Consider the following 23,429-nt stretch of genomic DNA (forward strand, 5'->3'; position numbering starts at 1 on the left):
TGAATTACGGTTTCCATGGGAACTCCTATTAAATAAACCCAGCGCTTTTGCGTTGTTCGTATTGAGCCTTCAGCATTTCTGCTGGCGTAGGTCCGCTTGCTTTAGCGGGAGCGGCGATCGCGCGGCGAACTGGTGGAATGGGCTTACCTTCGGAGACACGTTTTTCCCAGTCTGCGAGACATTTTGCGGCCGCCTGGTGCAGCTCCTTTTCTGTCATCTGGCGATCGGTACTCTGGCGGCGAAGCTCAATGCAAATGTGATAGAGAACAGGCGCTGGCCATGGGTATTGCTCGCTGGTCGGATATCGGAACACCAGACGGCGCCATTTCCAGTATTCGGCCATCACTTCGTCAACCGTAATGCCCAGCAGGCAGATTTCCTCTTTGCACCAGGCAACGAACTGACCCGGAGAAGGTAGAAATGGTTTCTCCTGGCGGCGTGCCACTCGCAGACCGGCGCTCACCTGCTCCATGGTAGTGATCCCATTTTCATGGAATGCCAGCACCCACTGACGACGCAGCTCGTTGAATTCGGCCTGGTCGTTAAAGCTGTGTACGCTGGCCGGGAACGCGGCGCGCAATGCGCTGAATAGGGCGTTAAAAATTTCGGCCGTCTGCTCAACCTGCGGGCGTTCCGCTGGCGCTTCGGGCATACCGTTTGCGATGCGGCGGAAATTTTCGCGATCGCAGTTCATCAACTGCTCAGAAAGACTTTTCATCGAACACCCCGTTTATCCAGTCTGTGTTGTTGAAATCGATCTTGCCCTTCGCTGTGGACTTCGTTGCCTTTCCACCGCTGCGCAGGCGCTTGGTTGTCAGGTCGTCCCACTTCCTGCGCAGGCTGGAAGGGCTCAGGATGTTGTCTTTCCAGAAATCATCCTTGTTGGCCCACTTGAACAGGTCGCAAATCTCGAAGTGAGTACGGTTGTCCTGCACGCGCATCAGACGGATTGTGTTAGCCCATTCGACCCACTTCGGCTCGCTAAGGCTGGAATTCACCGTCAGGCGCAGGGAATGAATCCAGCGAGCGGCTTTGAGATCGTCAGCAGTTCCCCATGACTTACCTGCAGGCGTGTAGATGCCGTCAGCAGCTTCAGGGTGACGAGAGAGGAATTTTTGAGTTGTCTCGTTTCGGGATTCTTCAGAATTCCGAGACGAAGAGATCTTATTATTTATATTGTTGTTATTACATTGTTGTTCATGATTCTCGGTGAAATGCGCGGCCTTATTCGCGGGTAAATGCGCGGCATACCCTCCGCAAGCCGCACCACTGCTGGCTTCGTCATGCGCGGGGTAATGCGCGGGGAATTGCGCGGGGAATTGCGCGGGTAATTCGCTCACTTTTTGAGCGTATTGCTCATAATTTGTGATAGTTATCACAGTGCCTTTTCGCTTCTCTCCAGAGCGAGAAATCATTCCTTCACGCTCGAAAATATCCAGCATTCTATCCACGGCGTGACGACTACATGGCTTCCCGTCCCTGTCGCATAATTTCAGCCCCAAATCGGCCGAGGTGGTTACCAGTTGTCCGGTTTGTAATGGCCACTGACGGCCTTTAAAGTTCGCCGTGTAGGGCTGGCGCGCAGCCCCCAAAAGAAGGTTTTCCCACAGCGTGCGCAGGAACACATCTTTCGCCCAGGGCTTCTTCAGTACGCTCCGGTACAACGGGATGAATCCGGTCTTCTGGTTCTCCATCCGGTTGCTCCTGATGGCACTACGTGCCGAAAAATCGGCATAAGCGACATTCGACATGCTATGCCCCTTTTGCCTGGTGTTTAGTACATGCGTTTGTCATAATGACCTCGCAATTACGACGCGTTTTTGCACCCGAAAGCCGTTGGTGTTCGCGCACCGCGGCTTTCACCTTTTCAGAACAGACCCTGCAGCTTTTCGCGCTTAACGCGTTTCGACTCAAACCGATCTGCCGGAACTGTCTGTTTCTCTGCCCATAACTTCGCGTGACGCAAAACATCATCGAAAATCCTCCCCTTACGACTTGCCTGAGACATTCGCCTGTACATATCGACGGCCTGTAATGCCCCCCCTGCGCGACAGCTGCGGTGAAGCCCTGCCGGATAAGTTCTTCGCGAACGTGCTTTTCAATAAATTCGACATGATTCACTGCGCACCTCACATGACGCCTGGGCCCATGACCGCGAGACCACTCAAAACCTGAACAACAGCCTCCCCTGGTAGAAGCGCCAGCAGGTGTTCAATGCCCTCTCTCACCTCTTTCACCAGCTGGTGCTGTGGCGCCTTCAGAATTACCGCGCGTTTCGCTTCGCTGATTTCCTTCTCCATCGCTGCATACCGCGTCATAAAGCAGTCCTGAAGTACCAAGCGACCACGGAATTCAAGTGGTAGAACGGCGAGGATCGCGGGCGAGAGCAGCCTGATGTTTTTGCGGGCATACTCCGTATCTCCATCGAGCCAACGGAAGAGTTTCTGACGCTTACGGCTAAGGTCTTCGGGAAAATCCAGCCCGGCGCCGCCCTGGCTCTCCCATTCCTCAACGATGATTCCTGCAACAACATCCTGGTTATCCAGTGATGCGGCCCAGGCGCGGACGGCATGGCGGATCTGTTCGTGCTTATCTGCCGCACTTGGCTGATTGCGATTTATCATCGCCACCGGAGTTATTCCGGTATTTTGTTGATATGAAATGGCATGCATGGTCAGGACTCCTGTTTTGGCAGCCCGTCTGTAGGATTTGGATAAATGTCACTGCGTACTTCATGCGGAGTGATTTTCCAATCAAGGAACTTGCATAACGGTATGACGCGATGTGAAGGAACCTGACTTTTTAGCCATAAACTTACCGTCTGCGGCTTAGTTGCAAGTGCCTCAGCTATTTCTGTTTGGTTCTTAATCAGACAGATCTGACGTTTCAAATGTAGATTCATAAGCTCCCCTTGTTGTCTTCAAGGAAAACTATATCTTCAAACTTAAAGCATTACTAGTTTTTCTTGTTAAAGACTTGAAGTGCTGATTACAAGGTTGGTTTGTAGAATGGATGGCATGAAAGAAGAAAATAAAAATTTCGCTTACAGGATGCAGGTGATTCTGCAGGAAACAGGCTGGAACCTATCGGAGCTGGCCCGACGGGTTATGGTATCCCCTCAGGCAACGCAGCAATGGTCAAAAGGGGTAACAACAGCGCGAGGAGAGCGACTTAAACGCCTTGCTGCTGTAACAGGAAAACCTACTCATTGGTTTTTCCTTCCGCAAGGAAATGAGCCATCAGAGCAAGAGTTAACTGAACTCTCTCAGCTTCACCAGTTAGATGACAAGGAAAAGGCGCTCCTTTCACTCTTTAACCAGATGCCAGAGGCAGAGAAAAACCGCTTGATAGTTCATGCCAAAACAATACTCTCAGAACTGGATTTGCTGAAAGGTGATGTCGCCAACATCATCAAAGATATACAAAAATAAGTAAGGACGTGCACGTCATGTCAAAACAGTTGTTAGAAGTTTTTTCCATAAAAGTTCAGCAGGTGATGAGGGAGCATAAATGGAACAAGTCAGAGTTAGCACGCCGACTAAAGCTCTCTCACACGGCAATAAGTAAGTGGGTAAATGGGCAGAACTTAGCTACTGGAGATCGCTTGAACAGACTCTCTGTCGTAACAGGTAAGCCTCCGCATTGGTTTTTCACTGACGAAAACAGCAGCACCCAACCACAAAGTGACTCAACAGGCATTCAATACAAAATATTGGATCAACAGGAACAAGCGCTTCTATCTGTTTTTAGTAAACTCAACGATAAAGATAAGCTTAACCTTATGGTTCATGCTATCGAACTTTCCCAAAAACACTCCTCCTAACTTCCAGCTCACCAAACCTTCAAATAAGCCCTTTACATAACGGCGACTCTTTACATCAAAGCCCCCACCCTTAATTTAAAGAAAAACTATAAATCACGCTTTACACAATCTAGTTTTACTTGTAACCTTCATTCCATCGACAACACGCGCACCGTTGTCAGGTTAAGAAATGTTCCGCCAGCCTGGCGACAAGGGCAAACAAGGGGATTGAGATGAAAGGCAACCCATCAGTACCAAACAGCGGTCGCGCTGTTCCAATGCGCAACCAACGAACCGGAGCAGCATGGCTGGTCTCTTTTAACTACAGCGACGGCACTTACTGGCATGAACCGCAGGGAAATCTGCGTCACATACGCCGGCCATATGCCTCACGCAGCATCGAACCGCATCTGGTCCCGGCAGGTACGCACTGATGAATACTCTTTTTGCATTAGTGCTGACCATTGGCATGACCAATGGCGATTTCCAGGACGTAGTGGTTGATGTCTATGAAAGCCAGCAGCAGTGCGAACAGGCAGCGGTTGAACAGCACGTGACAGGAAACTGTTACCCGGTAGAAAAAATTGTACGCGCCGATGAGGTTCCAGCAGACACCACGGCGAAATTCTGAGGAGACGATGATGTTGAAGAAATGCGCGTACTGCCGCAAGTCGATCGAGCAAGGGAAGGAAGTTAAAAACGAACTGCTCTTCATCCACGGCTCGCAGCTGAAACGCGAACAACGCGATTATTGTTCTGTACGTTGCGCTTCGTTCGACCAGATGGCTCACGAAGCATAACGAAAACCCCGCGCAAGGCGGGATTTACGTCCGGTGCCACCGACCAAAGTTACACCGGAATTTATACCAAACCAAAAACACACCCAATGGGCGCTATCTCTGGCCCGGGGATCTTACATCCAAAAATGAGGATCTGACATGGAATTTTTCCATCTGCTTAAAGCCAGTCAGAAGTCTGGTAAGAAAGATGCAGTGATTTGGTTCACTGCGAAAAGTGCAGCGCGCGCCAATCTCCAACTCGATGTGGCTCTGGAAGAAGCCGGAATTGAAGAAACTGGCCGCGGTAAAGACTACGCAAAACCGATCCGCACCGATTTCCCGGTATACAACGACCTGCCAGAAGAAGGCGCAGTGGATTACACATGGTGCGAGCGCTACGAACTGCAGGAAGACGGCCGTACCTGGCTGCCAAAAGCTGGCGCTGTGTCGCCTGAAGTCGTGGGCAACACGGCCGCACCGGAAACGACCGTTAAAGACGAAACTACCGACGAGAGTGTCCCGCTTGAAAACCGGACTCCAGCGGTCCGTTTTGCCTTCCACCTGACCAGCGACAAATATCAGACGCATATCAGCAAAGAGCAGCAGCTGGCTGCCAGCGAAATGTCACTGGATGAAGGCAACACCTATCTCCAGAACCTGCTGCTGGCTAAGAACGACATCCCTGAAGTTGCCGAATTGAGCCTGAACGCTGAGTGGAAACTGGTTCAGGCGATTAAGCAGGTCTTCGCTCCAGATGAAGCGCACGAAGCTGAACTTATCGCTGCATTCATGGCTGACTGGACTCGAGCCGATGCCGGCGACCGCAATCAGTTAGTTGAAGAGTGGAGAGGCGGAAAGCTTTCTCTCCTCAAATCAGAAAGCACCAGCAATGCCGGTGTTGCAGCAGTTCAGGATCTCACCGTTGATAACGGTATCCAGATTGGCGAGTACGACGACGAAAACACCCGTTATCCAGTGTGCAGAATGCCGTTCCGCAAACAACTGCTGTCTCAACTGACAGCGGACCAGATTCGCCATCACCTCATCCGCGAAGAGTACGACGCTATCAGCGCGCTGGAGATGGACACTGACAACAGCTATGCCCAGAACCTGCTGCTGGCGGCAGAAAACTGCGAAGAGATTAAGGGCTACGATACCAAGGACCTTTGGCGCTACACCGACGCCATTCGCAAGGTATTCAGCCAGGAGAAACGTCACGAACTCGCTTTGGTTCTCCGTTTCACCAGAATCTGGGCGGAAACTGATTACATTGACCGTGGCATCCTGGCGCGCGAATGGGCTGCCGGAAACCGCATCAGCAGCGTGCAACGTACTGATTCCGGCACTAACGCTGATGGTGGCTATGTTACTGACCGTGGCGAAGGCGCACACCATACGCTTGACTCTCTCGATCTTGAGATCGCCTGCGCCCTGCTGCCGATGGACTTCAACCACCGAGAAATCCCGGGCAGCATCCACCGCCGCGCCAAGGAAATTGTCGCGCATAAAGAAGAACCATGGAAATCGTGGAGCAAAATCCTGCGCAACCAGCCCGGCATTCTGGCGGTGAACCGCGCGGCCATCTTCAACCTGGTGCGCATCGCACCGGAAAACATACACCTGAATCCGGTTGCTCATCTGGAATTCGTTAACCAGACGATGACGGCTGAGTTCAATTCCGCTGTTGAGTTACTGCCATTACCCGTTGCAAAGAACGAAGCATCAGCAGTAGGCATGGAGCCTGATACACGCAAAACCTGCTGCACCCACGAAGAAAATTTGAAGCGCGTACGTGAAGAAGGTGCACGTAAACGCGCTGAAGAAGCAGCCAATAAGCCAAAAGTTGAAAATCTCGGAGGTGGAATCTTCTCCATCGATGCCCTAATGGGTGGAACTACCGATCCGGTCATCAATACCTCCTCAAATGAAGTTCAAAAAACGGAAAACGCAGCGGAGACCACCAGCGATGTGCAGATGGAAACGACTCAGCCAGAGAAAGTCGAAAATACTGATCCGGTACAACCAGGCGAAGGCGCTGATGCAGCTGATACGCAAGCAGTTACCGTAGCACCGGCAGAAATACTTGCCGCTGCCGCGCCAAGCCTGGCGAATCAGGAACAGGCGAGCGTTGACCATAAAACAGATTCAGCCAGCCAGAATAGCGTTCCTGCACACCAGAATGAGCCAGGACAGGAACAAAGCGAGCCAGAACTGCAGCAGGGACAACCAGCTGTTGAGTATCCTGCTTATTTCGAGCCAGGCCGCTATGAAGGGCTGCCGAACGAGGTTTACCACGCCGCCAACGGCATCAGCTCCACCCAGGTGAAAGATGCCCGTGTGTCGCTGATGTACTTCAGTGCGCGCCACGTTGAGAAAACCATCGTCAAAGAGCGCTCCGCGGTGCTGGACATGGGCAACCTGGTGCATGCGCTGGCGTTGCAGCCTGAGCAACTGGACGCAGAATTCAGCGTTGAACCGGTAATCCCGGAAGGCGCATTCACAACGGCCGCGACCCTGCGCGCCTTTATCGATGAGCACAATGCCAGCCTGCCGGCGCTGCTGTCTGCCGACGACATCAAGGTGTTACTGGAAGAGTACAACGCCACCCTGCCGCCGCAGGTTCCGCTTGGCGCTAACCTGGAAGAAACGGCGCAGAACTATATGGCGCTGCCAGCTGACTTCCAGCGTATTGATGGTGACCAGAAGCAGACGGCGATGGCAATGAAGGCTTGCATCAAAGAGTACAACGCCACCCTGCCGCCGCCGGTTAAAACCAGCGGTAGCCGTGACGCGTTGCTGGAGCAGTTGGCAATCATCAACCCTGACCTTGTGGCTCAGGAAGCACAGAAACCGGCACCACTGAAAGTGTCCGGTACTAAAGCAGACATGATCCAGGCCGTGAAGGCAGTCAAACCAGATGCCGTGTTTGCCGACGAGCTGCTCGATGCCTGGCGCGATAACCCGGAAGGGAAAGTGCTGGTCACCCGCCAGCAGCTGAGCACTGCGCTGAATATTCAAAAAGCGCTTCTGGCACACCCGACCGCCGGCATGCTGCTGACCCACCCGAGCCGCGCCGTCGAGGTGAGTTACTTCGGCTTTGATGAGGAGACGGGCCTGGAAGTTCGTGTGCGCCCTGACCTTGAGATCGACCTGGATGGCGTGCGTATCGGTGCTGACCTGAAAACCATCAGCATGTGGAACGTTAAGCAGGAAAGCCTGCGCGCCAAGCTGCACCGGGAAATTATTGAACGTGATTATCACCTGAGCGCGGCTATGTACTGCGAAACCGCGGCGCTGGACCAGTTCTTCTGGATTTTCGTCAACAAAGACGAGAACTACCACTGGATCGCCATCATCGAGGCATCCGCTGAACTGCTGGAGCTGGGCATGCTCGAGTACCGCAAAGCGATGCGCGTTATAGCAACCGGCTTCGACACAGGGGAATGGCCAGCGCCAATCATCGACGATTACACCGACGAACTGAACGACTTCGACCTGCGCCGCCTTGAAGCGCTGCGCGCTCAGGCTTAAGGGGGATTTATGCAAAATACTAATGTTACGGTTACTGACCAAAACACTGTTGTTAACTCAAACGTGGCTTTGTTCGATTCACAGTATCTGAACGCCATCAGCACGTTCGCGCAGATTATGGCGCAAGGTGCCGCGACTGTTCCTAAACACCTTCAGGGTAATCAGGCCGACTGCATGGCTGTAGCTATGCAAGCGGCGCAGTGGCAGATGAATCCCTTTGCTGTGGCGCAGAAGACGCACCTGATTAACGGTGTGCTCGGTTATGAAGCGCAGCTGGTTAATGCCGTCATTTCGCGCAGCGGTGTGCTGGCCAGCCGCTTTGAATATGAATGGTACGGGCCATGGGAAAAAGTTGTTGGAAAATTCCACATCCGTAAAGGCGAAAAAGGCGAGTACCGAGTCCCGGGCTGGACCCTGGCTGACGAGGCCGGTATCGGCATCATTATCAGCGCAACGCTAAAAGGTGAAGATCAGCCGAGAGAACTGGATTTACTGTTGGCTCAGGCCCGCACCCGAAATTCTACCCTATGGGCTGACGATCCTCGCCAGCAGTTGGCGTACCTGGCTGTCAAACGTTGGGCGAGGCTGTTCTGCCCGGATGTGATTCTGGGCGTTTACACCCCGGACGAGCTCGATGATCGCCGTGAAGAACGCGAGGTAAACCCAGCGCCGGCGCAGCACGTAAGCCTTGCTGACATTTCAGGTGACCATGTCACTACGACTGAAACGGCACAGGAACCAGCTCAAAACATCGAAACACCGGCCAAGGATTTCCGCGACCGCATTGATGCCGCTCAAGATGTGGATAGCGCCAAAGCGCTGCGTGCCGACATCGAAACAGCGAAAGCGACGCTTGGATCCGCACTCTTTACCGAGCTGAAAAACAAAGCCGTGAAGCGTTATTACCTGGTGGATGCGCGGAACAAGGTGGAAGCGGCGATCAACTCCCTGCCCCAGCCCGACGAGCCGAATGCCGCTGAACGATTCGCGGAAGCCGAGCGCGTGCTGGCATCTTCAAAGCGTCACCTGGGCGACGAGCTGCACGATCAGTTCAGCATCACCCTGGCGGATATGAAACCGGAATACATGGCCTAAGGGAGGCGGGAGGGTTCGCCCTCCCGGTAACGATATGAGCAAATCATTAAATGCACGCTGTATCCGCCGCTGGGAAGTTGAGTTCAAAGGCCTTTGTGATTCGAAGGTGAGCCCGTGGTGGCACAAGCGCGATCTCCGCGGCTACATCCGTGAATGCGCTCTGACAACTGCTGACTGCATGGTAGAGAACCTGGCCTATAACAACGCAATGCATGATTTTTTTGCTGAAAACGGCGATGACGGTGGCTGGTCTCCAGAGTTTTCGGTCTGGTACGACAGCAGCCGTCGTGAGCAGTATCGGAAAGAAGCACTGAGCTACCTCAATGAAGACGCCACCAACGACGAGATCGACGAAGAAATTCAGAACGAGCTGGAGGCCTGGAATGACTGAGCGCGGAATGATTTTTAACGGTGAGATGGTACGCGCCATCCTCGGCGGCCAGAAGACGCAGACGCGGCGGATTGTTAACTGGCGTGGACTCAGTGAAGGTTTGAATCTGAACTTCTCAGGCTTGAGAGTTTGCGAATATCCAAAGGGCTGGGTTATTGAATCTGAAAGCCGCTCTTCCACCGAATGGCGATGTCAGCCGACACCTTGCCCGTTCGGCGCAGTCGGCGACCGCATATGGGTACGGGAGACCTTCCAAGGTCCGCTATTTGATTTAGAGCAAATGGAAGCCTACCAGGAAGATTCTTCAAAATTCCATAAGCCAGAATTTTGTGTCTACAAAGCTGATGGTAAGCCAGCACCGGAATATTTTGACGCTGACGACAATCTGCATTGTGGCTGGCGGCCATCAATCCACATGCCGCGCTGGGCGTCCCGCATCACGCTGGAGATCACCGGGGTGCGCGTTGAACGGCTGAACGATATCAGTGAGGAAGATGCGCGAGCGGAAGGGATTATTGACGGTGGTTGCCTTAATTGCGGAGAGCCGGAGCCGTGCAATTGTTCGAACCCAGCACCTGACGCGACGGATGCCTTTGCCTACCTGTGGCAATCAATCTATGGACAAGAAAATTGGAACGCTAACCCATGGGTCTGGGTGATCGAGTTTAAACGTATCGAAGGAGATCTCCATGCGACTGATTAATCGAGGTAACCAGCAATCACCGTTAGCGCGTCAGGCATGCGACATCGCGCTGGCTGCCCACCAGCAAAGATACGGCGAATATGGGCGCAGCAAAATGAAAGAGACGTATACGGTGAAGGTTGAAGGCGTGAAGGTCTGGGTGGAGGTGGTGAACCGCAAGGCGAGCTATGTGGCCACGGCAATGACAGGCATGCGCCGCTTGCGTGCCCTTCCCGGCCAGGCGTCCTGATAAAGAATTATCAAACGGCCCCAGTTGGGGCCTTTGGAGAACGAAGATGAGCAAAGCAACGAATAAATTTGAGCTGATGAGCACCAAAGACATCTGCGGGCAGCTGTGTATTTCCTCACGTACGCTCGAACGCTACAGGAAAAGAGCCCCAAACGAGAACCCATTTCCTGAGCCCGATTGCGCTTACATGGGCGGCCCCAATAAATGGCTAAGAACCAAAGTCACCGCCTGGCAGATTAAAGAGATGTCACGATCAACCCGTAAGCCGATGTCTCACCTGAATCTAACCCGTGATGATAAAGGCCGTCTCACCCGACCTGACGCGGCGTGAACTCCAGAATGTCGGGCTCGACGATGCTCATAAGTCGGGCCCACCACTTACCATATGCCACTCTCATTTCCTCAACATAGGTGTGCTTGTCGTACACCGACCACACGCCAGGCAGTTTGTGCCCGAGCATTATCTCAGCGATATGCGGCTCGGTTAGCTCTGAGAAATTCGTTCGCGCAGTCCTGCGCAGATCATGAATAGTAAAATGTGGGACCTGCTCGTTATAAGCCTTGAGCATGAACTTAACCAGGTTACTGCTGATGCTCATATGAAAGCCTTCACTCATCGGCTTGTCTTCATATTTTGAAAAAACAAAGCGTCCTGGCGCCAGCTCAATGGCCCGTTTTATCAGCGGGAGCATTTCCGGGATGATAGGTCGAATTATTGGTTTCTTTGTCTTCCGCCCTGTCTTGTGGTTTTCCCATGGAACAGTCCAGATCCCTTCTTCAAAATCAAAATGTGCGACTTCAGCCTGCCGGAGTTCGCCGACCCTGCACGCCCATATCAGTGACAATTTATAGAGGATCTTGTTTCGCTCAATGAGGCGGGAATCCTCAATGGCTCGCCAGACTATCGCCAGCTCTTTGCGGTCCAGTGTTCGCTCACCCATTTGTTTCTGGATGCCGAAATCACGGCCAGACATCTCTGAGAGAGGGTTAACCTCGAGCAGTTGCCGTTTTACCGCCCAGGAATAACACTGTCGGCCATTGCTGATTACGCGCCGGGTGATCTCGCTGTACCCCTGGGCCAATCGGTCAAGGACAGTGAGCCAGTTGTGCAGCGTGAGCTGATGCGCAGGGTATTTCCCGAGCTTGGGGAAAACGTGCAATTCGAATGTACGTAAAATCTGCCCTGCCGTTTCTTTCTGAACGCACACCATTGAATGCCATTCGCGAAACAGCTCTTCGAAGGTGTACTGGCTGTTAATCTTGGCTTTGTCGAGGCTTTGCCTGATCCGTGGGTTTTCGCCACGGGCAAGAATGGCGGCCCACTTAGCGACTTCATCGCGCGCGGCTTTTAACCCGAACTCTGGATAGCTGCCGATCGTCATCTTGTCCTGTTTGCCCAGGAAGCGGAATCGGTAGAAAAAAGTAACAGCCCCCTTTTTGGAGATGCGTACCCACAGACCATCCCGGTCTGCCTTTTCTTCAACTTTGTTTCGTTCGCGCCCAAGGCACGACTTTAGATAACTATCTGAAATAGCCATGTTTTGTCCCTGCGTGTGTCCATCAGAACGGGAGGTGATGTGTCCATCATAGGATATGGACGCGCTGGTGGACACAAAAACCATGACTTATGATGTCGTAGGTTGACTGTACATGCAAACAGTATTGTTTTTGGGAAAGCTGATTTGATGGGGATCTAGAGGTGTTTTTGTCGGAGGTTTGCGGAGGCTGGCGGGGTATCAATTATCGATGTGAGCAATGATCGAAAAGTTACGTATGTTCTTCATATAGTTAAATAATTATGCCTTACGAATTCCTGGAGGCCGCTGTTCTTAGCCTGACGTTTTTCAGTGCGAAAACGCAGCATTCTACACTACATCCTCGCTACCTGGAAATGCACTTAGAGACAGGTATAGCGTGAAGAAAGGACGTTTTCTGTTTTAGGGTGTAAAAAATGATAAAGCCCGATGGATCACCGGGCCTCAGAAGAGAGCGTTTCAACACGAAGCTGATCGGGTGCCAGCCCTACGCTAAGAATGACCGGCTGCCACTCCTCGCGCGCGGCAAGCGTCGGAGAGAGGCCTTTGGCCAGCCAGAACCCTCCTACGCCGCCCAAAGCGGCCCCGCACATGGCGGCCACATCGGTACCGAACAGCATCTGAAACAGGCCACCCATGATAAACAGCCCGACCAGCGGAGAGAGATACACCAGCATGGCGGAGCTGAGCAGGCTGCCTTCCGCAATACCCAGCTCTACCTTCTGCCCCGCCATCAGCGGCTGTTCGCTTGGCACAGAAATCGTGTGCGAGGTTTGCGGCCCGAGCTTATTCAGCACCCGGCTACCGCAGCCGGCGCGGGATGCGCAGCTATTACATGAGGCTTTGACATCGCAGCTCACCAGCGCAATGCCGTTCTGCCACGAGACGACCGTCGCCCACTCTTTGATCATTGTGCAGCCCTGAATTTAATACTGTCGGAAATGCGCTTCGCCGTTTGCGGAGGGAGTTCACCCACAATGGTAATCTCGGCGTTATCACGTACCGTGGTACTCACCGTACGGCGCCCGGTACGCAGCATTTGCTCAGCGCTGTTTGCCGTTGCGCGATTGATGTTTACGGAGAAGCTGAACAAGCCGTCGGAATAGAGGCGCGATTCCACCGGCGTTTCAATGGTTGGCAGCTGACGACGGCTGCTGGACACCTCGCTAAAACCCTGTGGGATCCAGGCAGGTACCCAGTTGAAATTAACGGAATCTCCGGCAGGAACAGAAAGCAGCGGCGGCAGGCTGGCCTTCGCCAGATTCTGCATGCTGTTGCCAACCTGATTGTTCACGCTGAAGGAGATCACGCGGAACTGCTCCAGCGTTTCACCGTCGCGGTCAAGGAGGTCAACACGCATGGGGAGTTTGGTTTCGGCGTCAATCCAGACGATATAGCTGTAGCGCGTACCATCGCGGGCGACAACGCGAATCACCTCGCACAGCCTGTCCGCGATGCGCGTACGCCCTACCGAGATAAAATCGTAGTAAGGAGCAAGCCGTTTGAAGTCGGTATAAATGAGCGACGGCAGAGAATCAACGATATAGTCGCCATTCAGCGTGAAGGGCTCCAGGCCGGGCTCGAAATAGCTGATTTCGTTACCACGCTGGACAACTTCCCGACGCGGGCCATCCATCTGTAAAAGCTGGGCGAGCGGCTGGTTATCAAGACGGGCATGACGATAGCGTAACGACTCGACGCCCTGCTTATTGATGCTGATAAATGCCAACTCGTAGTTGAGTGACTGGCTGGCCAGATTCATTTGCTGCAACAACGCCCCGGATGAAACATCAGCCGAGGCGTTGGCAGAGAAGAACAGGCTACCCGCCATCAGAGACATGGCGAACCAAAGTTGCTTCATTACTGCGATTGCGTTCCTAAAGTTTGGTTTCCGGGCACCTGCACAGCGGCTTGCTGTGTCTGCGCCTGCTCAAACTGAAGCTGTTCAGAGTGCAGACGACGCTGCAGCTCGTAATCCTGCAACATCGCATTAATGCGACGGCGCTGCTCCTGAACCTGCTGTTGCTGACCGCCGCTGGCGGAAGCCTCAGCCGGAACACCCAGGCTTACCGGGCTGGCTTTGCCCATCATCGGCAGTGTGTTAAACACTGGCGCTTCTGGCTGCTGATTAGTTTCAGACTGAGTATTATAGTGCTGGACGCCAACGATAACTGCAAGCGATACGCATGCAGCCACACCCATTTGGGTAAGCTGGCTGGCCCACGGGCGCACCTTTTGCCAGAACGGCATTTTCTGCCACTGGTGAGGCGCGGGTTGAGCTTCAGGAATCAGCGGAGTGGTCTGATGAACAGGCTCATTCTCAATTGCCGCCATGACGCGGGCTGAGATATCGAAATGGAGAACCTCGCCGGTATCACCGCGAAGGGTGTCACGGATGAGATGGTAACTCTCCCAGGTCTCTTGCATTTCGGGTGAATGAGACAGCTCGTTGAGCAGCTCACTATCCACCGTTTCACCATCCATTAAAGCGGAAAGTTTTTCTTTCTGCATGCCTAATACCTTTTCCAGTATCCCGCTATCGTCAACGCCTGATAAGCGGTTGAACTTTATTATCAATAGCTTCTCGCGCACGGAAAATTCGTGAACGTACCGTGCCGACCGGACAATCCATGATAGCGGCTATCTCTTCATAGCTCAGACCATCCAGCTCCCGTAACGTAATTGCCATGCGTAAATCTTCCGGGAGCGACTCGATCGTGCGAAAAACGATTTGTCTCAGTTCTTCTGACAACATTAAGTTCTCAGGGTTCGAAATTTCTTTCAATGCGCCGCCACTTTCGTAGTTTTCGGCGTCGATTGCGTCCACATCACTTGAAGGCGGACGACGGCCCTGAGCGACCAGATAATTCTTTGCCGTATTGACAGCAATACGGTACAGCCAGGTATAAAAAGCACTATCTCCCCGGAAAGAATCCAGCGCGCGATAGGCCTTAATGAAAGACTCTTGCACCACATCAGGCACATCGCCTGACGGTACATAGCGGGAAACCAGGCTCGCCACCTTATGCTGGTAGCGCACCACCAGTAGGTTAAAGGCTTTCTGATCTCCCTTCTGGACCCGTTCAACCAGGACCTGGTCCGTTAACTGCTCGCTCATCCGAGGTAATGTCTCCCCAAACCTAAATTCCACGCGTTATCGAAACGCCACTCTAAAAATACCGCACTTTGAGCAAGCACCGAATTAGAGTGTCCGATCGTCAATAAGTTCCGTAACGCCTTTGTTTTTGTTCATCGCGCCGCAGACTGTTCATTTTCTCTCATTATAAGTCTGTTCACGATACGCACCACTTTCTGACAAGAAACATCTTTTTCCCGCCAGAAGAGTAACGCAACACAGGCATTATTTCACCACAAAATCTGACGCTAACGATCTGCTTCGCAAAATAATTTCACTTATTTAGCCTCCGTTTACCTCCCCCTGCGAGTTTAGTCATTGCAACAGCCTTTAAAAATAAACGTGCGATAAATCGCACTCAGGTGCTATTCTGACCCAACACTGTTTAGTAAATTAAACAACCATCATGAACACAACACCTGAACTGCATTGTGATGTCCTGATCATCGGCAGCGGGGCTGCCGGTCTCTCTCTGGCGCTGCGCCTCGCGGAGCATCAAAACGTTATCGTTCTGAGTAAAGGACCGATAAGTGAAGGCTCTACATTTTATGCCCAGGGTGGGATTGCCGCCGTGTTTGACGAGACGGACAGCATTGCATCCCACGTAGAAGATACGCTGATTGCCGGGGCCGGGATCGTGGATCCGCACGCCGCAGAGTTTGTCGCCAGCAATGCCCGTCACTGCGTTCAGTGGCTCATCGACCAGGGCGTCCTATTCGATACGCAGGTTCACCCCAACGGTGAAGAGAGCTACCACCTGACGCGCGAAGGCGGTCATAGCCACCGCCGCATCCTGCACGCCGCAGATGCCACCGGTAAAGCAGTGGAGACCACGCTGGTTGGCAAGGCGCTGAGTCATCCAAATATTCGGGTGCTTGAACGAAGCAATGCCGTTGACCTGATTATCTCCGACAAAATTGGCCTGCCGGGCACGCGTCGCGTAGTGGGGGCGTGGGTCTGGAACCGCAATAAAGAGAAGGTGGAAACCTGCCGGGCGAAGGCGGTGGTGCTGGCGACGGGCGGAGCCTCAAAAGTGTATCAGTACACCACGAATCCGGACATTGCCTCCGGCGACGGCATCGCGATGGCCTGGCGCGCCGGCTGTCGGGTGGCGAACCTTGAGTTCAATCAGTTTCACCCAACCGCCCTGTTCCACCCTCAGGCGCGCAACTTCCTGCTCACGGAAGCCCTGCGCGGTGAAGGCGCCTATCTGAAACGCCCTGACGGCACCCGCTTTATGCCCGACTTTGACGCCCGGGGTGAACTGGCGCCGCGCGACATCGTGGCCCGCGCCATCGACCATGAAATGAAGCGTCTTGGGGTGGACTGTATGTATCTCGATATCAGCCATAAGCCAGCCGAGTTCATTCGCCAGCATTTCCCGATGATTTACGAAAAGCTGCTCACGCTTGGCATTGATTTAACGCGCGATCCGGTGCCCATTGTGCCAGCCGCCCACTATACCTGCGGTGGCGTCATGGTTGACGATCATGGACATACTGATGTGGATGGCCTGTATGCTATCGGTGAGGTCAGCTATACCGGGCTGCACGGCGCGAACCGTATGGCCTCGAACTCACTGCTTGAGTGTCTGGTCTACGGCTGGTCTGCCGCTGAAGACATCATCAAGCGCATGCCCTACGCTCGCGAGACGGAGCGCCTACCCGCCTGGGATGAAAGCCGCGTTGAGAATCCGGACGAGCTGGTCGTGATCCAGCACAACTGGCATGAGCTGCGGCTGTTTATGTGGGACTACGTGGGGATCGTGCGCACCACGAAACGTCTGGAACGCGCGTTGCGCCGCATTACCATGCTGCAGCAGGAGATTGATGAGTATTATGCCAATTTCCGCGTATCCAATAATCTGCTGGAGCTGCGCAATCTGGTACAGGTTGCCGAGCTGATCGTTCGCTGCGCGATGATGCGTAAGGAGAGCCGCGGATTGCACTATACCCTCGACTACCCGAATCAGCTTCCTGAATCCGGCCCGTCAATCCTCGCTCCGCAGCTTTACATAAACAGATAAAACGCCTGGGTCAGGGCAGTGTAATCTTCGGAATAACGCTGGTCTGGCCCACGGATCACCATTCGGTCATTAAAGCATTCACCCTCTTTTGGCGAGAGCGCCAGCAGCACGCGGTGCGGCAGTCGGCCTTCCGTATCGGAAATATCGGTACGCAGACGCAGCGTCCAGCCGATCTCCTGCGCGATACCGATGAACGTGTTGCCGGTGCTCTCTGGCAGGACCACGCAGAAAAAGCCGTCCTCGGAGATGAGTTCTGCCGCACTGGTGAGCAGCGCCTTATGATCGAGAGAGCCGGTATAACGCGCCTGTTCACGCTCAGGGGTACCGCACTCAACGCCGGGCGCGTAGTAAGGCGGGTTGCTGACGATCAGATCGTAACGTGACGTTTGCTCCGGTGCCCATGCGAGCACATCTGCGCATTCCACTCTCATTCGGGCCGCCCAGGGAGATTCGGCCATATTGTCGCTCGCCTGCTCTGCGGCCTGTACATCCAGCTCGACGGCATCAATGGTGACATGTTCTTCCGTACGCTGCGCCAGCATCAACGCCACCAGCCCGCTGCCGGTACCGATATCAAGAATACGCTTAACGCCTGCGACAGGTGCCCACGCGCCCAGTAAAATACCGTCGGTACCGACCTTCATGGCACAGCGATCGTGAGCGACAAAAAATTGTTTAAACGTAAAACCATCGCGGCGCAGCTGCGCTTTGAGTTGAGACATGTCAGAGCAACCTTCTAAGTGAAACTGGAGTAGCATAGGGGAAAGCGAAGTGGCCGAAAAGCGATATCCATACAAACAGATGAAGATTACAGCCGTAACGTCTATAATCAGCGCCCCACACAGAGGTAGAACATGACTGTAACGACTTTTTCCGAACTTGAACTCGATGAAAGCCTGCTCAATGCACTTGAGAGCAAAGGCTTTACACGCCCGACCGCCATTCAGGCAGCGGCCATCCCGCCTGCGCTTGAGGGCCGCGATGTGCTCGGTTCTGCGCCAACCGGCACGGGGAAGACAGCAGCCTATTTGCTGCCTGTGTTGCAGCATCTGCTCGACTTTCCGCGTAAAAAATCTGGCCCGCCGCGTATTTTAATCCTGACGCCTACGCGCGAGCTGGCCATGCAGGTTGCCGATCACGCGCGTGAACTCGCGGCAAATACCCATCTGGATATCGCCACCATCACCGGCGGCGTTGCGTACATGAACCACGCCGAAGTGTTCAGCGAAAACCAGGATATCGTCGTGGCAACGACGGGCCGCCTGCTGCAGTACATTAAAGAAGAGAACTTTGACTGCCGTGCGGTTGAAACGCTGATCCTCGACGAAGCCGACCGCATGCTGGACATGGGCTTCGCACAGGATATCGAGCATATTGCGGGTGAAACGCGCTGGCGTAACCAGACGATGCTGTTCTCGGCCACCCTCGAAGGGGAAGCGATTAAAGACTTCGCAGAGCGTCTGCTGGAAGATCCGGTGGAAGTATCGGCTACGCCGTCCACCCGCGAGCGTAAGAAGATCCACCAGTGGTACTACCGCGCGGATAACCTTGAGCACAAGGTTGAATTGCTGAAGCACCTGCTTAAGCAGGAAGATGCCCTGCGCACCATCGTGTTTGTACGTAAGCGCGAGCGCGTGCACGAGCTGGCTGAGATGCTGCGTAACGCCGGGATCAACAACTGCTATCTTGAAGGCGAGATGGCGCAGATCAAGCGTACCGAAGGCATTAAGCGTCTGACCGACGGTCGCGTTAACGTGCTGGTTGCGACAGACGTAGCCGCACGTGGGATCGACATCCCTGACGTCAGCCACGTCATTAACTTCGATATGCCGCGCAGCGGCGATACCTACCTGCACCGTATTGGCCGCACCGGCCGCGCGGGCCGCAAAGGGATTGCGATTTCACTGGTTGAAGCGCATGACTACCTGCTGCTGCAGAAAATTGGCCGCTACGTTGATGAGCCGCTGAAAGCGCGCGTTATTGATGGCCTGCGTCCAACCACGCGTGCGCCGAGTGAAAAAATGACGGGCAAACCGTCCAAGAAAGCGCTCGCGAAACGTGCTGAGAGAAAAGAGAAAGAAAAAGAGAAGCCGCGCGTGAAGCAGCGCCACCGCGATACCAAGAATATTGGTAAGCGCCGTAAGCCAAGCTCTGCCGCACCAGAGACAAAAACCGAAGAGTAAGAAAAAGCCGGGGATTTCCCCGGCTTTTTTATTACCCCCCGTAGCTGAAGCCTTACAGGCTTTCAGTAAAGGTACGCGCGATAACGTCGCGCTGCTGTTCTGGGGTCAGAGAGTTGAAGCGAACCGCATAGCCGGACACGCGAATGGTCAGCTGCGGGTATTTTTCTGGATGCTCAACCGCGTCCATCAGCGTTTCGCGGCGCAGTACGTTTACGTTCAGGTGCTGACCCCCTTCCACGCGCACTTCCGGTTTCACTTCCATTGGAATTTCACGGTACTCGATTTCGCCCAGCTTGCTCACCGGCACGATTTCATCTTCGGCAAAACCCGCTTTCGCAACGACGCAGCGCGCTTCGTTCTTCTCGCTGTCCAGCAGCCAGAAAGAGTTGAGCAGATCGTCATTTGCAGCTTTAGTAATCTGGATACCTGTAATCATGTGTTGCCTCCCTAGGCTACCTTAACTGATGTCGGCCTCTCGCGGCCAATTGGTAAAACCATTGTTTCTTGTGTGTATATATATCATTCACACTCCGGTGATTTATTGATTTAAATCAACAAAAACACCAACCACATAAAGAGTGTGGTTTTAATTTATTGTTTTAGATCAATTTCACCACCTGACCAATTCAACTTACCTCGTATCTATTCAAAATAAATTTAGTCACTTAGCGCGCATTTCAGCGCGTAATTTTGCTCACCGGGGTTAAACAGGTAAGCTAGGCACAGATTGAGATTCGCAGGAGAGCGAGATGACGACACCTTTAACCTGGCATGACGTGCTGGCAGAAGAAAAGCAGCAGCCCTATTTTATCAATACGCTCAGCACCGTTGCGGCTGAGCGTCAGTCCGGACAGACGATTTACCCGCCGCAGAAAGACGTGTTCAACGCCTTTCGCTACACCGAACTGAGCGATGTGAAAGTGGTCATTCTGGGTCAGGATCCCTACCACGGCCCGGGGCAGGCGCATGGGCTGGCGTTTTCCGTTCGTCCCGGCGTGGCAATCCCCCCTTCTTTGCTTAACATGTATAAAGAGCTTGAGGGAACCGTGCCCGGGTTTACCCGGCCAAATCACGGCTACCTGGAAAGCTGGGCGCGCCAGGGCGTGCTGTTACTGAACACGGTGCTTACCGTACGGGCAGGCCAGGCGCACTCGCACGCCAGCCTGGGCTGGGAGACGTTCACCGATAAAGTCATCAGCCTGATCAACGCCCATCGGGAAGGGGTGGTGTTTTTACTCTGGGGATCGCACGCGCAGAAGAAAGGGGCGATTATCGACCGCCAGCGTCATCACGTGCTGAAAGCGCCGCACCCGTCACCGCTGTCTGCACACCGCGGTTTCTTTGGCAGTAATCATTTTGTTCTGGCGAATGAATGGCTGGAAAAACGGGGCGAAACGCCGATTGACTGGATGCCTGTGCTACCGGCAGAGAGCGAGTAGGATTTGAATGTGCCGGGTCAGGCCCGGCACATAAGAGGCTTAGGCCTTATTCTGACGCCACCATTCGGCCAGCAGTACGCCGGTTGCAACGGATACGTTCAGACTTTCCACATTGCCCGTCCCATCGATTGAGACGCTCAGATCCGCACTCGAGAGCGCCGCATCAGACAGACCGTCGCGTTCCTGGCCCAGTACCAGCACCATCTTGCGTGGCAGCGTCGCCTTAAACAGCGGGGTACCGGCATGGCTCGAGGTAGTCACGATGGAATAGCCCGCTTTACGGAACTGCTCAAGGGCGTCCAGCACGCTGTCGCCGGTGATCGGCTGTACGTGCTCGGCTCCGCCTTCCGCAGTACGGATCGCGGCACCGGATTCCAGCAGCGCGGCATCCTGCAACAGCACGCCTTTCACGCCAAAGTGTGCGCAGCTGCGCATCATCGCGCCCAGGTTGTGCGGGTTGCCCACATCTTCCAGCGCCAGCACGCAGTCATCGGCATCCGCCTGGCTGACCCACTGCTGTACGGTCGTGCCGTTACGTTTTTTGATCAGGAAGCAGACGCCGCCGTGGTGTTCAGTGCCGGAGGCTTTGGTCAGCTCGGCATCATCCACAACGTGATAGGCTTTGCGGTTCGCGGCCATCCAGCGCAGCGCTTCTTTGAAGCGCGGGGTCACGCTCTGGATAAACCAGGCGCGGACGATACACTCAGGACGGCTCTGGAACAGCGCCTGGCAGGCGTTTTCACCGTATACGCGGGTCTCTTCCGCACGCTGGCGGCGCAGCACTTCCGGATCGATAAAGCTTTTACCGCTGATACCGCCGTGATCGGCTTTTTCCGGCGTCTCATCGCCAGGGGCGCGAGAAACGGTGCGCCACGGGGAAGCGTTATCACGTGAGAAGTCATCACGGGGGCGATCGTCACGTGGACGGTCACTGCGTGTGCGGTCGGAGCGAGGACGGTCATCGCGTTTGCGATCGTCACGTTTGCGGTCATCACCGCGGGTATTTCTGTCATCGCGGGCGGGGCGACGGCCACCGTCTGCACGAGAAGACGCCGGACGCCCGCCACCTTTTCCGGTACGCGGATTTTGGGTGCGTTTATCAGAGTCATCATCACTGCGGACATACATCACTTTGACCTTGCCGCTTTTGTTTTTCATTTCGTCGTTCATGCTTTTCTCCACCAGCGCTGCGCGAAGCGCGCAGATTACCCGATGTGCCAGCGCATAGCCATAATTTCGTACAAAAGCCTGCGACTATTGTTCTCATTGAATAAAACGCATTGTTGTTTCAAACAGGCTCATTGATAATATGTAACATATTAGAAACATTATTGGCGTTTTGCCGCCGTCCCGCGGCTCTATCAGAGGTTAGTTATGAATACCGTATGTGCCAACTGTCAGGCTCTTAACCGCATTCCGGACGATCGGATGGAAGATGGTGCGAAATGCGGACGTTGCGGCCATGAATTGTTTGATGGCGATGTCATTAACGCGACGGGTGCTACGCTGGACAAACTCCTCAAGGACGATCTGCCCGTCGTGGTCGACTTCTGGGCGCCATGGTGCGGCCCATGCCGCAGCTTCGCGCCGATCTTCGAAGACGTGGCCGAAGAGCGCAGCGGAAAGATACGTTTCGTTAAGGTCAACACGGAAGCCGAGCCCGAACTGAGCGCCCGTTTTCGCATTCGCAGCATTCCAACCATTATGATTTTCAAAAATGGTGAGGTGATCGATATGCTCAACGGCGCGGTGCCTAAAGCGCCTTTTGAGAGCTGGTTAAACGAGTCGCTGTAACATTCACGGGGCACATCTTGTGCCCCGCTCCCGCCTCTGCGAAAATAGGGTTTTTCCTGCATTTCGCCCATGACTGATAACGCCGTTCTTCAATTACGCGCCGAACGCCTTGCGCGCGCCACCCGACCGTTCCTCGCCCGGGGTAACCGTATTCGCCGCTGTCAACGCTGCCTGCTGCCGCTGAAGGTTTGCCTGTGCGAGACGCTGGCCCCGAGTACGGCGGAGAGTCGTTTTTGTCTGGTCATGTTCGATACCGAGCCGATGAAGCCCAGCAATACGGGGCGTCTTATCGCCGATATTCTGCCGGATACCGCGGCGTTCCAATGGTCCCGTACGGAGCCGCCTCAGGCCCTGCTCGACCTGGTGACCAACCCGGACTATCAGCCGATGGTCGTTTTCCCCGCGTCATATGCAGGTGACGATCGCCAGGTGCTTTCGGCCCCGCCATCCGGTAAGCCGCCGCTATTTATTATGCTGGACGGCACCTGGACCGAAGCGCGAAAAATGTTTCGCAAAAGCCCGTATCTCGACGCGCTGCCGGTGATTTCTGTCGATCTTTCCCGCGTTTCCGCCTACCGCCTGCGTGAAGCGCATGCTGACGGGCAATACTGCACCGCCGAAGTGGCCATTGCCCTTCTGGATTTAGCGGGAGATACCGCTGCGGCTGGCGCGCTGGGCAACCATTTCTCATGCTTCCGGGAGCGCTATCTGGCGGGAAAAACCGTTCATAAGGGCAGCGTCACAGCACTCGAGCCAGAAAGCGTTTAAAATCATCAGGTCGCTTGC

28 protein-coding genes are annotated in these 23,429 nt (G+C 54.1%); 15 read left to right on the forward strand and 13 right to left on the reverse strand.

Annotated elements, in window-relative coordinates; all coding sequences use genetic code 11:
* Nucleotides 1-28 precede the first annotated feature (28 nt).
* From ACJBF3_RS21985 to ACJBF3_RS22000, 4 genes are all read right to left on the reverse strand, one after another.
* On the reverse strand, nucleotides 29-718 hold the full coding sequence (locus ACJBF3_RS21985) for a replication protein P (RefSeq protein WP_406545271.1): 690 nt from the start codon (nucleotides 716-718) through the stop codon (nucleotides 29-31).
* Nucleotides 702-1,694, reverse strand: a complete 993-nt coding sequence (locus tag ACJBF3_RS21990; protein ID WP_406545280.1) for a replication protein — start codon at nucleotides 1,692-1,694, stop codon at nucleotides 702-704. The genes ACJBF3_RS21985 and ACJBF3_RS21990 overlap by 17 nt, the downstream gene beginning before the upstream one ends.
* Before the next feature lie 435 nt (nucleotides 1,695-2,129).
* Nucleotides 2,130-2,672: a toxin YdaT domain-containing protein gene (locus ACJBF3_RS21995; protein ID WP_406545272.1), complete on the reverse strand. Its 543-nt coding sequence runs from the start codon at nucleotides 2,670-2,672 to the stop codon at nucleotides 2,130-2,132.
* A 2-nt stretch (nucleotides 2,673-2,674) separates the two neighbouring features.
* Nucleotides 2,675-2,902, reverse strand: a complete 228-nt coding sequence (locus tag ACJBF3_RS22000; protein ID WP_214596928.1) for a YdaS family helix-turn-helix protein — start codon at nucleotides 2,900-2,902, stop codon at nucleotides 2,675-2,677.
* Between the two features lie 115 nt (nucleotides 2,903-3,017).
* On the opposite strand from ACJBF3_RS22000, the gene ACJBF3_RS22005 reads away from it, so the two are divergent.
* From ACJBF3_RS22005 to xis, 10 genes are all read left to right on the forward strand, one after another.
* Complete coding sequence (locus tag ACJBF3_RS22005; protein WP_406545273.1) at nucleotides 3,018-3,431, forward strand: helix-turn-helix domain-containing protein; 414 nt, start codon at nucleotides 3,018-3,020, stop codon at nucleotides 3,429-3,431.
* A 17-nt stretch (nucleotides 3,432-3,448) separates the two neighbouring features.
* On the forward strand, nucleotides 3,449-3,823 hold the full coding sequence (locus ACJBF3_RS22010; protein ID WP_406545274.1) for a helix-turn-helix domain-containing protein: 375 nt from the start codon (nucleotides 3,449-3,451) through the stop codon (nucleotides 3,821-3,823).
* Between the two features lie 412 nt (nucleotides 3,824-4,235).
* The gene (locus ACJBF3_RS22015) at nucleotides 4,236-4,433 is read left to right on the forward strand and encodes a DUF1482 family protein (protein ID WP_213839327.1); all 198 of its coding nucleotides are present in this window, start codon (nucleotides 4,236-4,238) and stop codon (nucleotides 4,431-4,433) included.
* A 10-nt stretch (nucleotides 4,434-4,443) separates the two neighbouring features.
* Entirely contained in the window at nucleotides 4,444-4,602 is a 159-nt protein-coding gene (locus ACJBF3_RS22020; RefSeq protein ID WP_250133110.1) for a YdaE family protein, read from the forward strand.
* A 138-nt stretch (nucleotides 4,603-4,740) separates the two neighbouring features.
* Nucleotides 4,741-8,112 (forward strand): RecE family exodeoxyribonuclease, encoded by a 3,372-nt coding sequence (locus tag ACJBF3_RS22025; RefSeq protein ID WP_406545275.1) that lies wholly within the window; start codon nucleotides 4,741-4,743, stop codon nucleotides 8,110-8,112.
* Between the two features lie 9 nt (nucleotides 8,113-8,121).
* Nucleotides 8,122-9,207, forward strand: a complete 1,086-nt coding sequence (locus tag ACJBF3_RS22030) for a RecT family recombinase (RefSeq protein WP_406545276.1) — start codon at nucleotides 8,122-8,124, stop codon at nucleotides 9,205-9,207.
* Nucleotides 9,208-9,241: 34 nt separating this feature from the next.
* The gene (locus ACJBF3_RS22035) at nucleotides 9,242-9,598 is read left to right on the forward strand and encodes a hypothetical protein (protein ID WP_127851136.1); all 357 of its coding nucleotides are present in this window, start codon (nucleotides 9,242-9,244) and stop codon (nucleotides 9,596-9,598) included.
* Complete coding sequence (locus ACJBF3_RS22040; protein WP_406545277.1) at nucleotides 9,591-10,301, forward strand: hypothetical protein; 711 nt, start codon at nucleotides 9,591-9,593, stop codon at nucleotides 10,299-10,301. The genes ACJBF3_RS22035 and ACJBF3_RS22040 overlap by 8 nt, the downstream gene beginning before the upstream one ends.
* Entirely contained in the window at nucleotides 10,288-10,530 is a 243-nt protein-coding gene (locus ACJBF3_RS22045; protein ID WP_042889500.1) for a DUF4060 family protein, read from the forward strand. Before ACJBF3_RS22040 ends, ACJBF3_RS22045 begins: the two co-directional genes overlap by 14 nt.
* 46 nt (nucleotides 10,531-10,576) lie before the next feature.
* Nucleotides 10,577-10,861, forward strand: coding sequence for an excisionase Xis (gene xis, locus ACJBF3_RS22050; RefSeq protein WP_022651668.1), 285 nt, complete (start codon nucleotides 10,577-10,579; stop codon nucleotides 10,859-10,861).
* Here xis and ACJBF3_RS22055 read toward each other — a convergent pair.
* The 6 genes from ACJBF3_RS22055 to rseD form a co-directional block, all read right to left on the reverse strand.
* Nucleotides 10,839-12,068 (reverse strand): tyrosine-type recombinase/integrase, encoded by a 1,230-nt coding sequence (locus ACJBF3_RS22055; RefSeq protein WP_406545278.1) that lies wholly within the window; start codon nucleotides 12,066-12,068, stop codon nucleotides 10,839-10,841. The genes xis and ACJBF3_RS22055 overlap by 23 nt on opposite strands.
* 431 nt (nucleotides 12,069-12,499) lie before the next feature.
* Entirely contained in the window at nucleotides 12,500-12,976 is a 477-nt protein-coding gene (gene rseC, locus ACJBF3_RS22060; RefSeq protein ID WP_023308850.1) for a SoxR-reducing system protein RseC, read from the reverse strand.
* Nucleotides 12,973-13,926 (reverse strand): sigma-E factor regulatory protein RseB, encoded by a 954-nt coding sequence (rseB, locus tag ACJBF3_RS22065; protein ID WP_023308851.1) that lies wholly within the window; start codon nucleotides 13,924-13,926, stop codon nucleotides 12,973-12,975. Before rseB ends, rseC begins: the two co-directional genes overlap by 4 nt.
* Nucleotides 13,926-14,576, reverse strand: coding sequence for an anti-sigma-E factor RseA (gene rseA / locus ACJBF3_RS22070; protein ID WP_045326111.1), 651 nt, complete (start codon nucleotides 14,574-14,576; stop codon nucleotides 13,926-13,928). The genes rseB and rseA overlap by 1 nt, the downstream gene beginning before the upstream one ends.
* A gap of 31 nt (nucleotides 14,577-14,607) precedes the next feature.
* On the reverse strand, nucleotides 14,608-15,183 hold the full coding sequence (gene rpoE / locus ACJBF3_RS22075; RefSeq protein ID WP_045326113.1) for an RNA polymerase sigma factor RpoE: 576 nt from the start codon (nucleotides 15,181-15,183) through the stop codon (nucleotides 14,608-14,610).
* The gene (gene rseD / locus ACJBF3_RS22080) at nucleotides 15,180-15,263 is read right to left on the reverse strand and encodes a rpoE leader peptide RseD (RefSeq protein WP_223605340.1); all 84 of its coding nucleotides are present in this window, start codon (nucleotides 15,261-15,263) and stop codon (nucleotides 15,180-15,182) included. The genes rpoE and rseD overlap by 4 nt, the downstream gene beginning before the upstream one ends.
* Nucleotides 15,264-15,607: 344 nt before the next feature.
* Between rseD and nadB the strand changes: the two genes are divergently transcribed.
* A complete protein-coding gene (nadB, locus tag ACJBF3_RS22085; RefSeq protein ID WP_045326114.1) occupies nucleotides 15,608-17,227 on the forward strand; it encodes an L-aspartate oxidase in 1,620 nt (539 codons plus the stop codon).
* Here nadB and ACJBF3_RS22090 read toward each other — a convergent pair.
* The gene (locus ACJBF3_RS22090; RefSeq protein ID WP_045326116.1) at nucleotides 17,212-17,949 is read right to left on the reverse strand and encodes a tRNA1(Val) (adenine(37)-N6)-methyltransferase; all 738 of its coding nucleotides are present in this window, start codon (nucleotides 17,947-17,949) and stop codon (nucleotides 17,212-17,214) included. The genes nadB and ACJBF3_RS22090 overlap by 16 nt on opposite strands.
* 132 nt (nucleotides 17,950-18,081) lie before the next feature.
* Between ACJBF3_RS22090 and srmB the strand changes: the two genes are divergently transcribed.
* Nucleotides 18,082-19,410, forward strand: a complete 1,329-nt coding sequence (gene srmB / locus ACJBF3_RS22095) for an ATP-dependent RNA helicase SrmB (protein WP_023344704.1) — start codon at nucleotides 18,082-18,084, stop codon at nucleotides 19,408-19,410.
* Nucleotides 19,411-19,462: 52 nt separating this feature from the next.
* On the opposite strand, the gene grcA is transcribed toward srmB, so the two are convergent.
* The gene (gene grcA / locus ACJBF3_RS22100) at nucleotides 19,463-19,846 is read right to left on the reverse strand and encodes an autonomous glycyl radical cofactor GrcA (RefSeq protein WP_008502190.1); all 384 of its coding nucleotides are present in this window, start codon (nucleotides 19,844-19,846) and stop codon (nucleotides 19,463-19,465) included.
* A gap of 313 nt (nucleotides 19,847-20,159) precedes the next feature.
* On the opposite strand from grcA, the gene ung reads away from it, so the two are divergent.
* Entirely contained in the window at nucleotides 20,160-20,849 is a 690-nt protein-coding gene (gene ung / locus ACJBF3_RS22105; RefSeq protein WP_045326118.1) for a uracil-DNA glycosylase, read from the forward strand.
* A gap of 39 nt (nucleotides 20,850-20,888) precedes the next feature.
* Here the strand turns inward: ung and ACJBF3_RS22110 are convergent, their stop codons facing one another.
* Nucleotides 20,889-22,019, reverse strand: a complete 1,131-nt coding sequence (locus tag ACJBF3_RS22110) for a tRNA/rRNA methyltransferase (RefSeq protein WP_045326120.1) — start codon at nucleotides 22,017-22,019, stop codon at nucleotides 20,889-20,891.
* 204 nt (nucleotides 22,020-22,223) lie between these two features.
* On the opposite strand from ACJBF3_RS22110, the gene trxC reads away from it, so the two are divergent.
* Both trxC and tapT read left to right on the forward strand, forming a co-directional pair.
* Nucleotides 22,224-22,643, forward strand: coding sequence for a thioredoxin TrxC (gene trxC, locus ACJBF3_RS22115; RefSeq protein ID WP_045326121.1), 420 nt, complete (start codon nucleotides 22,224-22,226; stop codon nucleotides 22,641-22,643).
* A 69-nt stretch (nucleotides 22,644-22,712) separates the two neighbouring features.
* Nucleotides 22,713-23,411 (forward strand): tRNA-uridine aminocarboxypropyltransferase, encoded by a 699-nt coding sequence (gene tapT / locus ACJBF3_RS22120; RefSeq protein ID WP_045326122.1) that lies wholly within the window; start codon nucleotides 22,713-22,715, stop codon nucleotides 23,409-23,411.
* Nucleotides 23,412-23,429: the final 18 nt, after the last annotated feature.

Origin of the sequence: Enterobacter sp. PP-008-ECC_S150 (assembly GCF_045257065.1) — a bacterium.
In the GTDB taxonomy this organism is placed as follows: domain Bacteria; phylum Pseudomonadota; class Gammaproteobacteria; order Enterobacterales; family Enterobacteriaceae; genus Enterobacter; species Enterobacter chengduensis.

Bases quoted from the DNA above. Each gene is read 5' to 3' on its own strand.
- ACJBF3_RS22015 (WP_213839327.1), top strand. From the start codon at position 4,236: ATGAATACTCTTTTTGCATTAGTGCTGACCATTGGCATGACCAATGGC.
- rpoE (WP_045326113.1), bottom strand. From the start codon at position 15,183: ATGAGCGAGCAGTTAACGGACCAGGTCCTGGTTGAACGGGTCCAGAAG.
- ACJBF3_RS22030 (WP_406545276.1), top strand. From the start codon at position 8,122: ATGCAAAATACTAATGTTACGGTTACTGACCAAAACACTGTTGTTAAC.
- ACJBF3_RS22040 (WP_406545277.1), top strand. From the start codon at position 9,591: ATGACTGAGCGCGGAATGATTTTTAACGGTGAGATGGTACGCGCCATC.
- nadB (WP_045326114.1), top strand. From the start codon at position 15,608: ATGAACACAACACCTGAACTGCATTGTGATGTCCTGATCATCGGCAGC.
- ACJBF3_RS22055 (WP_406545278.1), bottom strand. From the start codon at position 12,068: ATGGCTATTTCAGATAGTTATCTAAAGTCGTGCCTTGGGCGCGAACGA.
- ACJBF3_RS22005 (WP_406545273.1), top strand. From the start codon at position 3,018: ATGAAAGAAGAAAATAAAAATTTCGCTTACAGGATGCAGGTGATTCTG.
- tapT (WP_045326122.1), top strand. From the start codon at position 22,713: ATGACTGATAACGCCGTTCTTCAATTACGCGCCGAACGCCTTGCGCGC.
- ACJBF3_RS22010 (WP_406545274.1), top strand. From the start codon at position 3,449: ATGTCAAAACAGTTGTTAGAAGTTTTTTCCATAAAAGTTCAGCAGGTG.
- ACJBF3_RS22035 (WP_127851136.1), top strand. From the start codon at position 9,242: ATGAGCAAATCATTAAATGCACGCTGTATCCGCCGCTGGGAAGTTGAG.
- ung (WP_045326118.1), top strand. From the start codon at position 20,160: ATGACGACACCTTTAACCTGGCATGACGTGCTGGCAGAAGAAAAGCAG.
- srmB (WP_023344704.1), top strand. From the start codon at position 18,082: ATGACTGTAACGACTTTTTCCGAACTTGAACTCGATGAAAGCCTGCTC.
- ACJBF3_RS22090 (WP_045326116.1), bottom strand. From the start codon at position 17,949: ATGTCTCAACTCAAAGCGCAGCTGCGCCGCGATGGTTTTACGTTTAAA.
- ACJBF3_RS22020 (WP_250133110.1), top strand. From the start codon at position 4,444: ATGTTGAAGAAATGCGCGTACTGCCGCAAGTCGATCGAGCAAGGGAAG.
- ACJBF3_RS22000 (WP_214596928.1), bottom strand. From the start codon at position 2,902: ATGAATCTACATTTGAAACGTCAGATCTGTCTGATTAAGAACCAAACA.
- ACJBF3_RS22045 (WP_042889500.1), top strand. From the start codon at position 10,288: ATGCGACTGATTAATCGAGGTAACCAGCAATCACCGTTAGCGCGTCAG.
- grcA (WP_008502190.1), bottom strand. From the start codon at position 19,846: ATGATTACAGGTATCCAGATTACTAAAGCTGCAAATGACGATCTGCTC.
- ACJBF3_RS21995 (WP_406545272.1), bottom strand. From the start codon at position 2,672: ATGCATGCCATTTCATATCAACAAAATACCGGAATAACTCCGGTGGCG.
- ACJBF3_RS21990 (WP_406545280.1), bottom strand. From the start codon at position 1,694: ATGGAGAACCAGAAGACCGGATTCATCCCGTTGTACCGGAGCGTACTG.
- trxC (WP_045326121.1), top strand. From the start codon at position 22,224: ATGAATACCGTATGTGCCAACTGTCAGGCTCTTAACCGCATTCCGGAC.
- ACJBF3_RS22025 (WP_406545275.1), top strand. From the start codon at position 4,741: ATGGAATTTTTCCATCTGCTTAAAGCCAGTCAGAAGTCTGGTAAGAAA.
- ACJBF3_RS21985 (WP_406545271.1), bottom strand. From the start codon at position 718: ATGAAAAGTCTTTCTGAGCAGTTGATGAACTGCGATCGCGAAAATTTC.
- rseC (WP_023308850.1), bottom strand. From the start codon at position 12,976: ATGATCAAAGAGTGGGCGACGGTCGTCTCGTGGCAGAACGGCATTGCG.
- rseA (WP_045326111.1), bottom strand. From the start codon at position 14,576: ATGCAGAAAGAAAAACTTTCCGCTTTAATGGATGGTGAAACGGTGGAT.
- rseB (WP_023308851.1), bottom strand. From the start codon at position 13,926: ATGAAGCAACTTTGGTTCGCCATGTCTCTGATGGCGGGTAGCCTGTTC.
- ACJBF3_RS22110 (WP_045326120.1), bottom strand. From the start codon at position 22,019: ATGAACGACGAAATGAAAAACAAAAGCGGCAAGGTCAAAGTGATGTAT.
- xis (WP_022651668.1), top strand. From the start codon at position 10,577: ATGAGCAAAGCAACGAATAAATTTGAGCTGATGAGCACCAAAGACATC.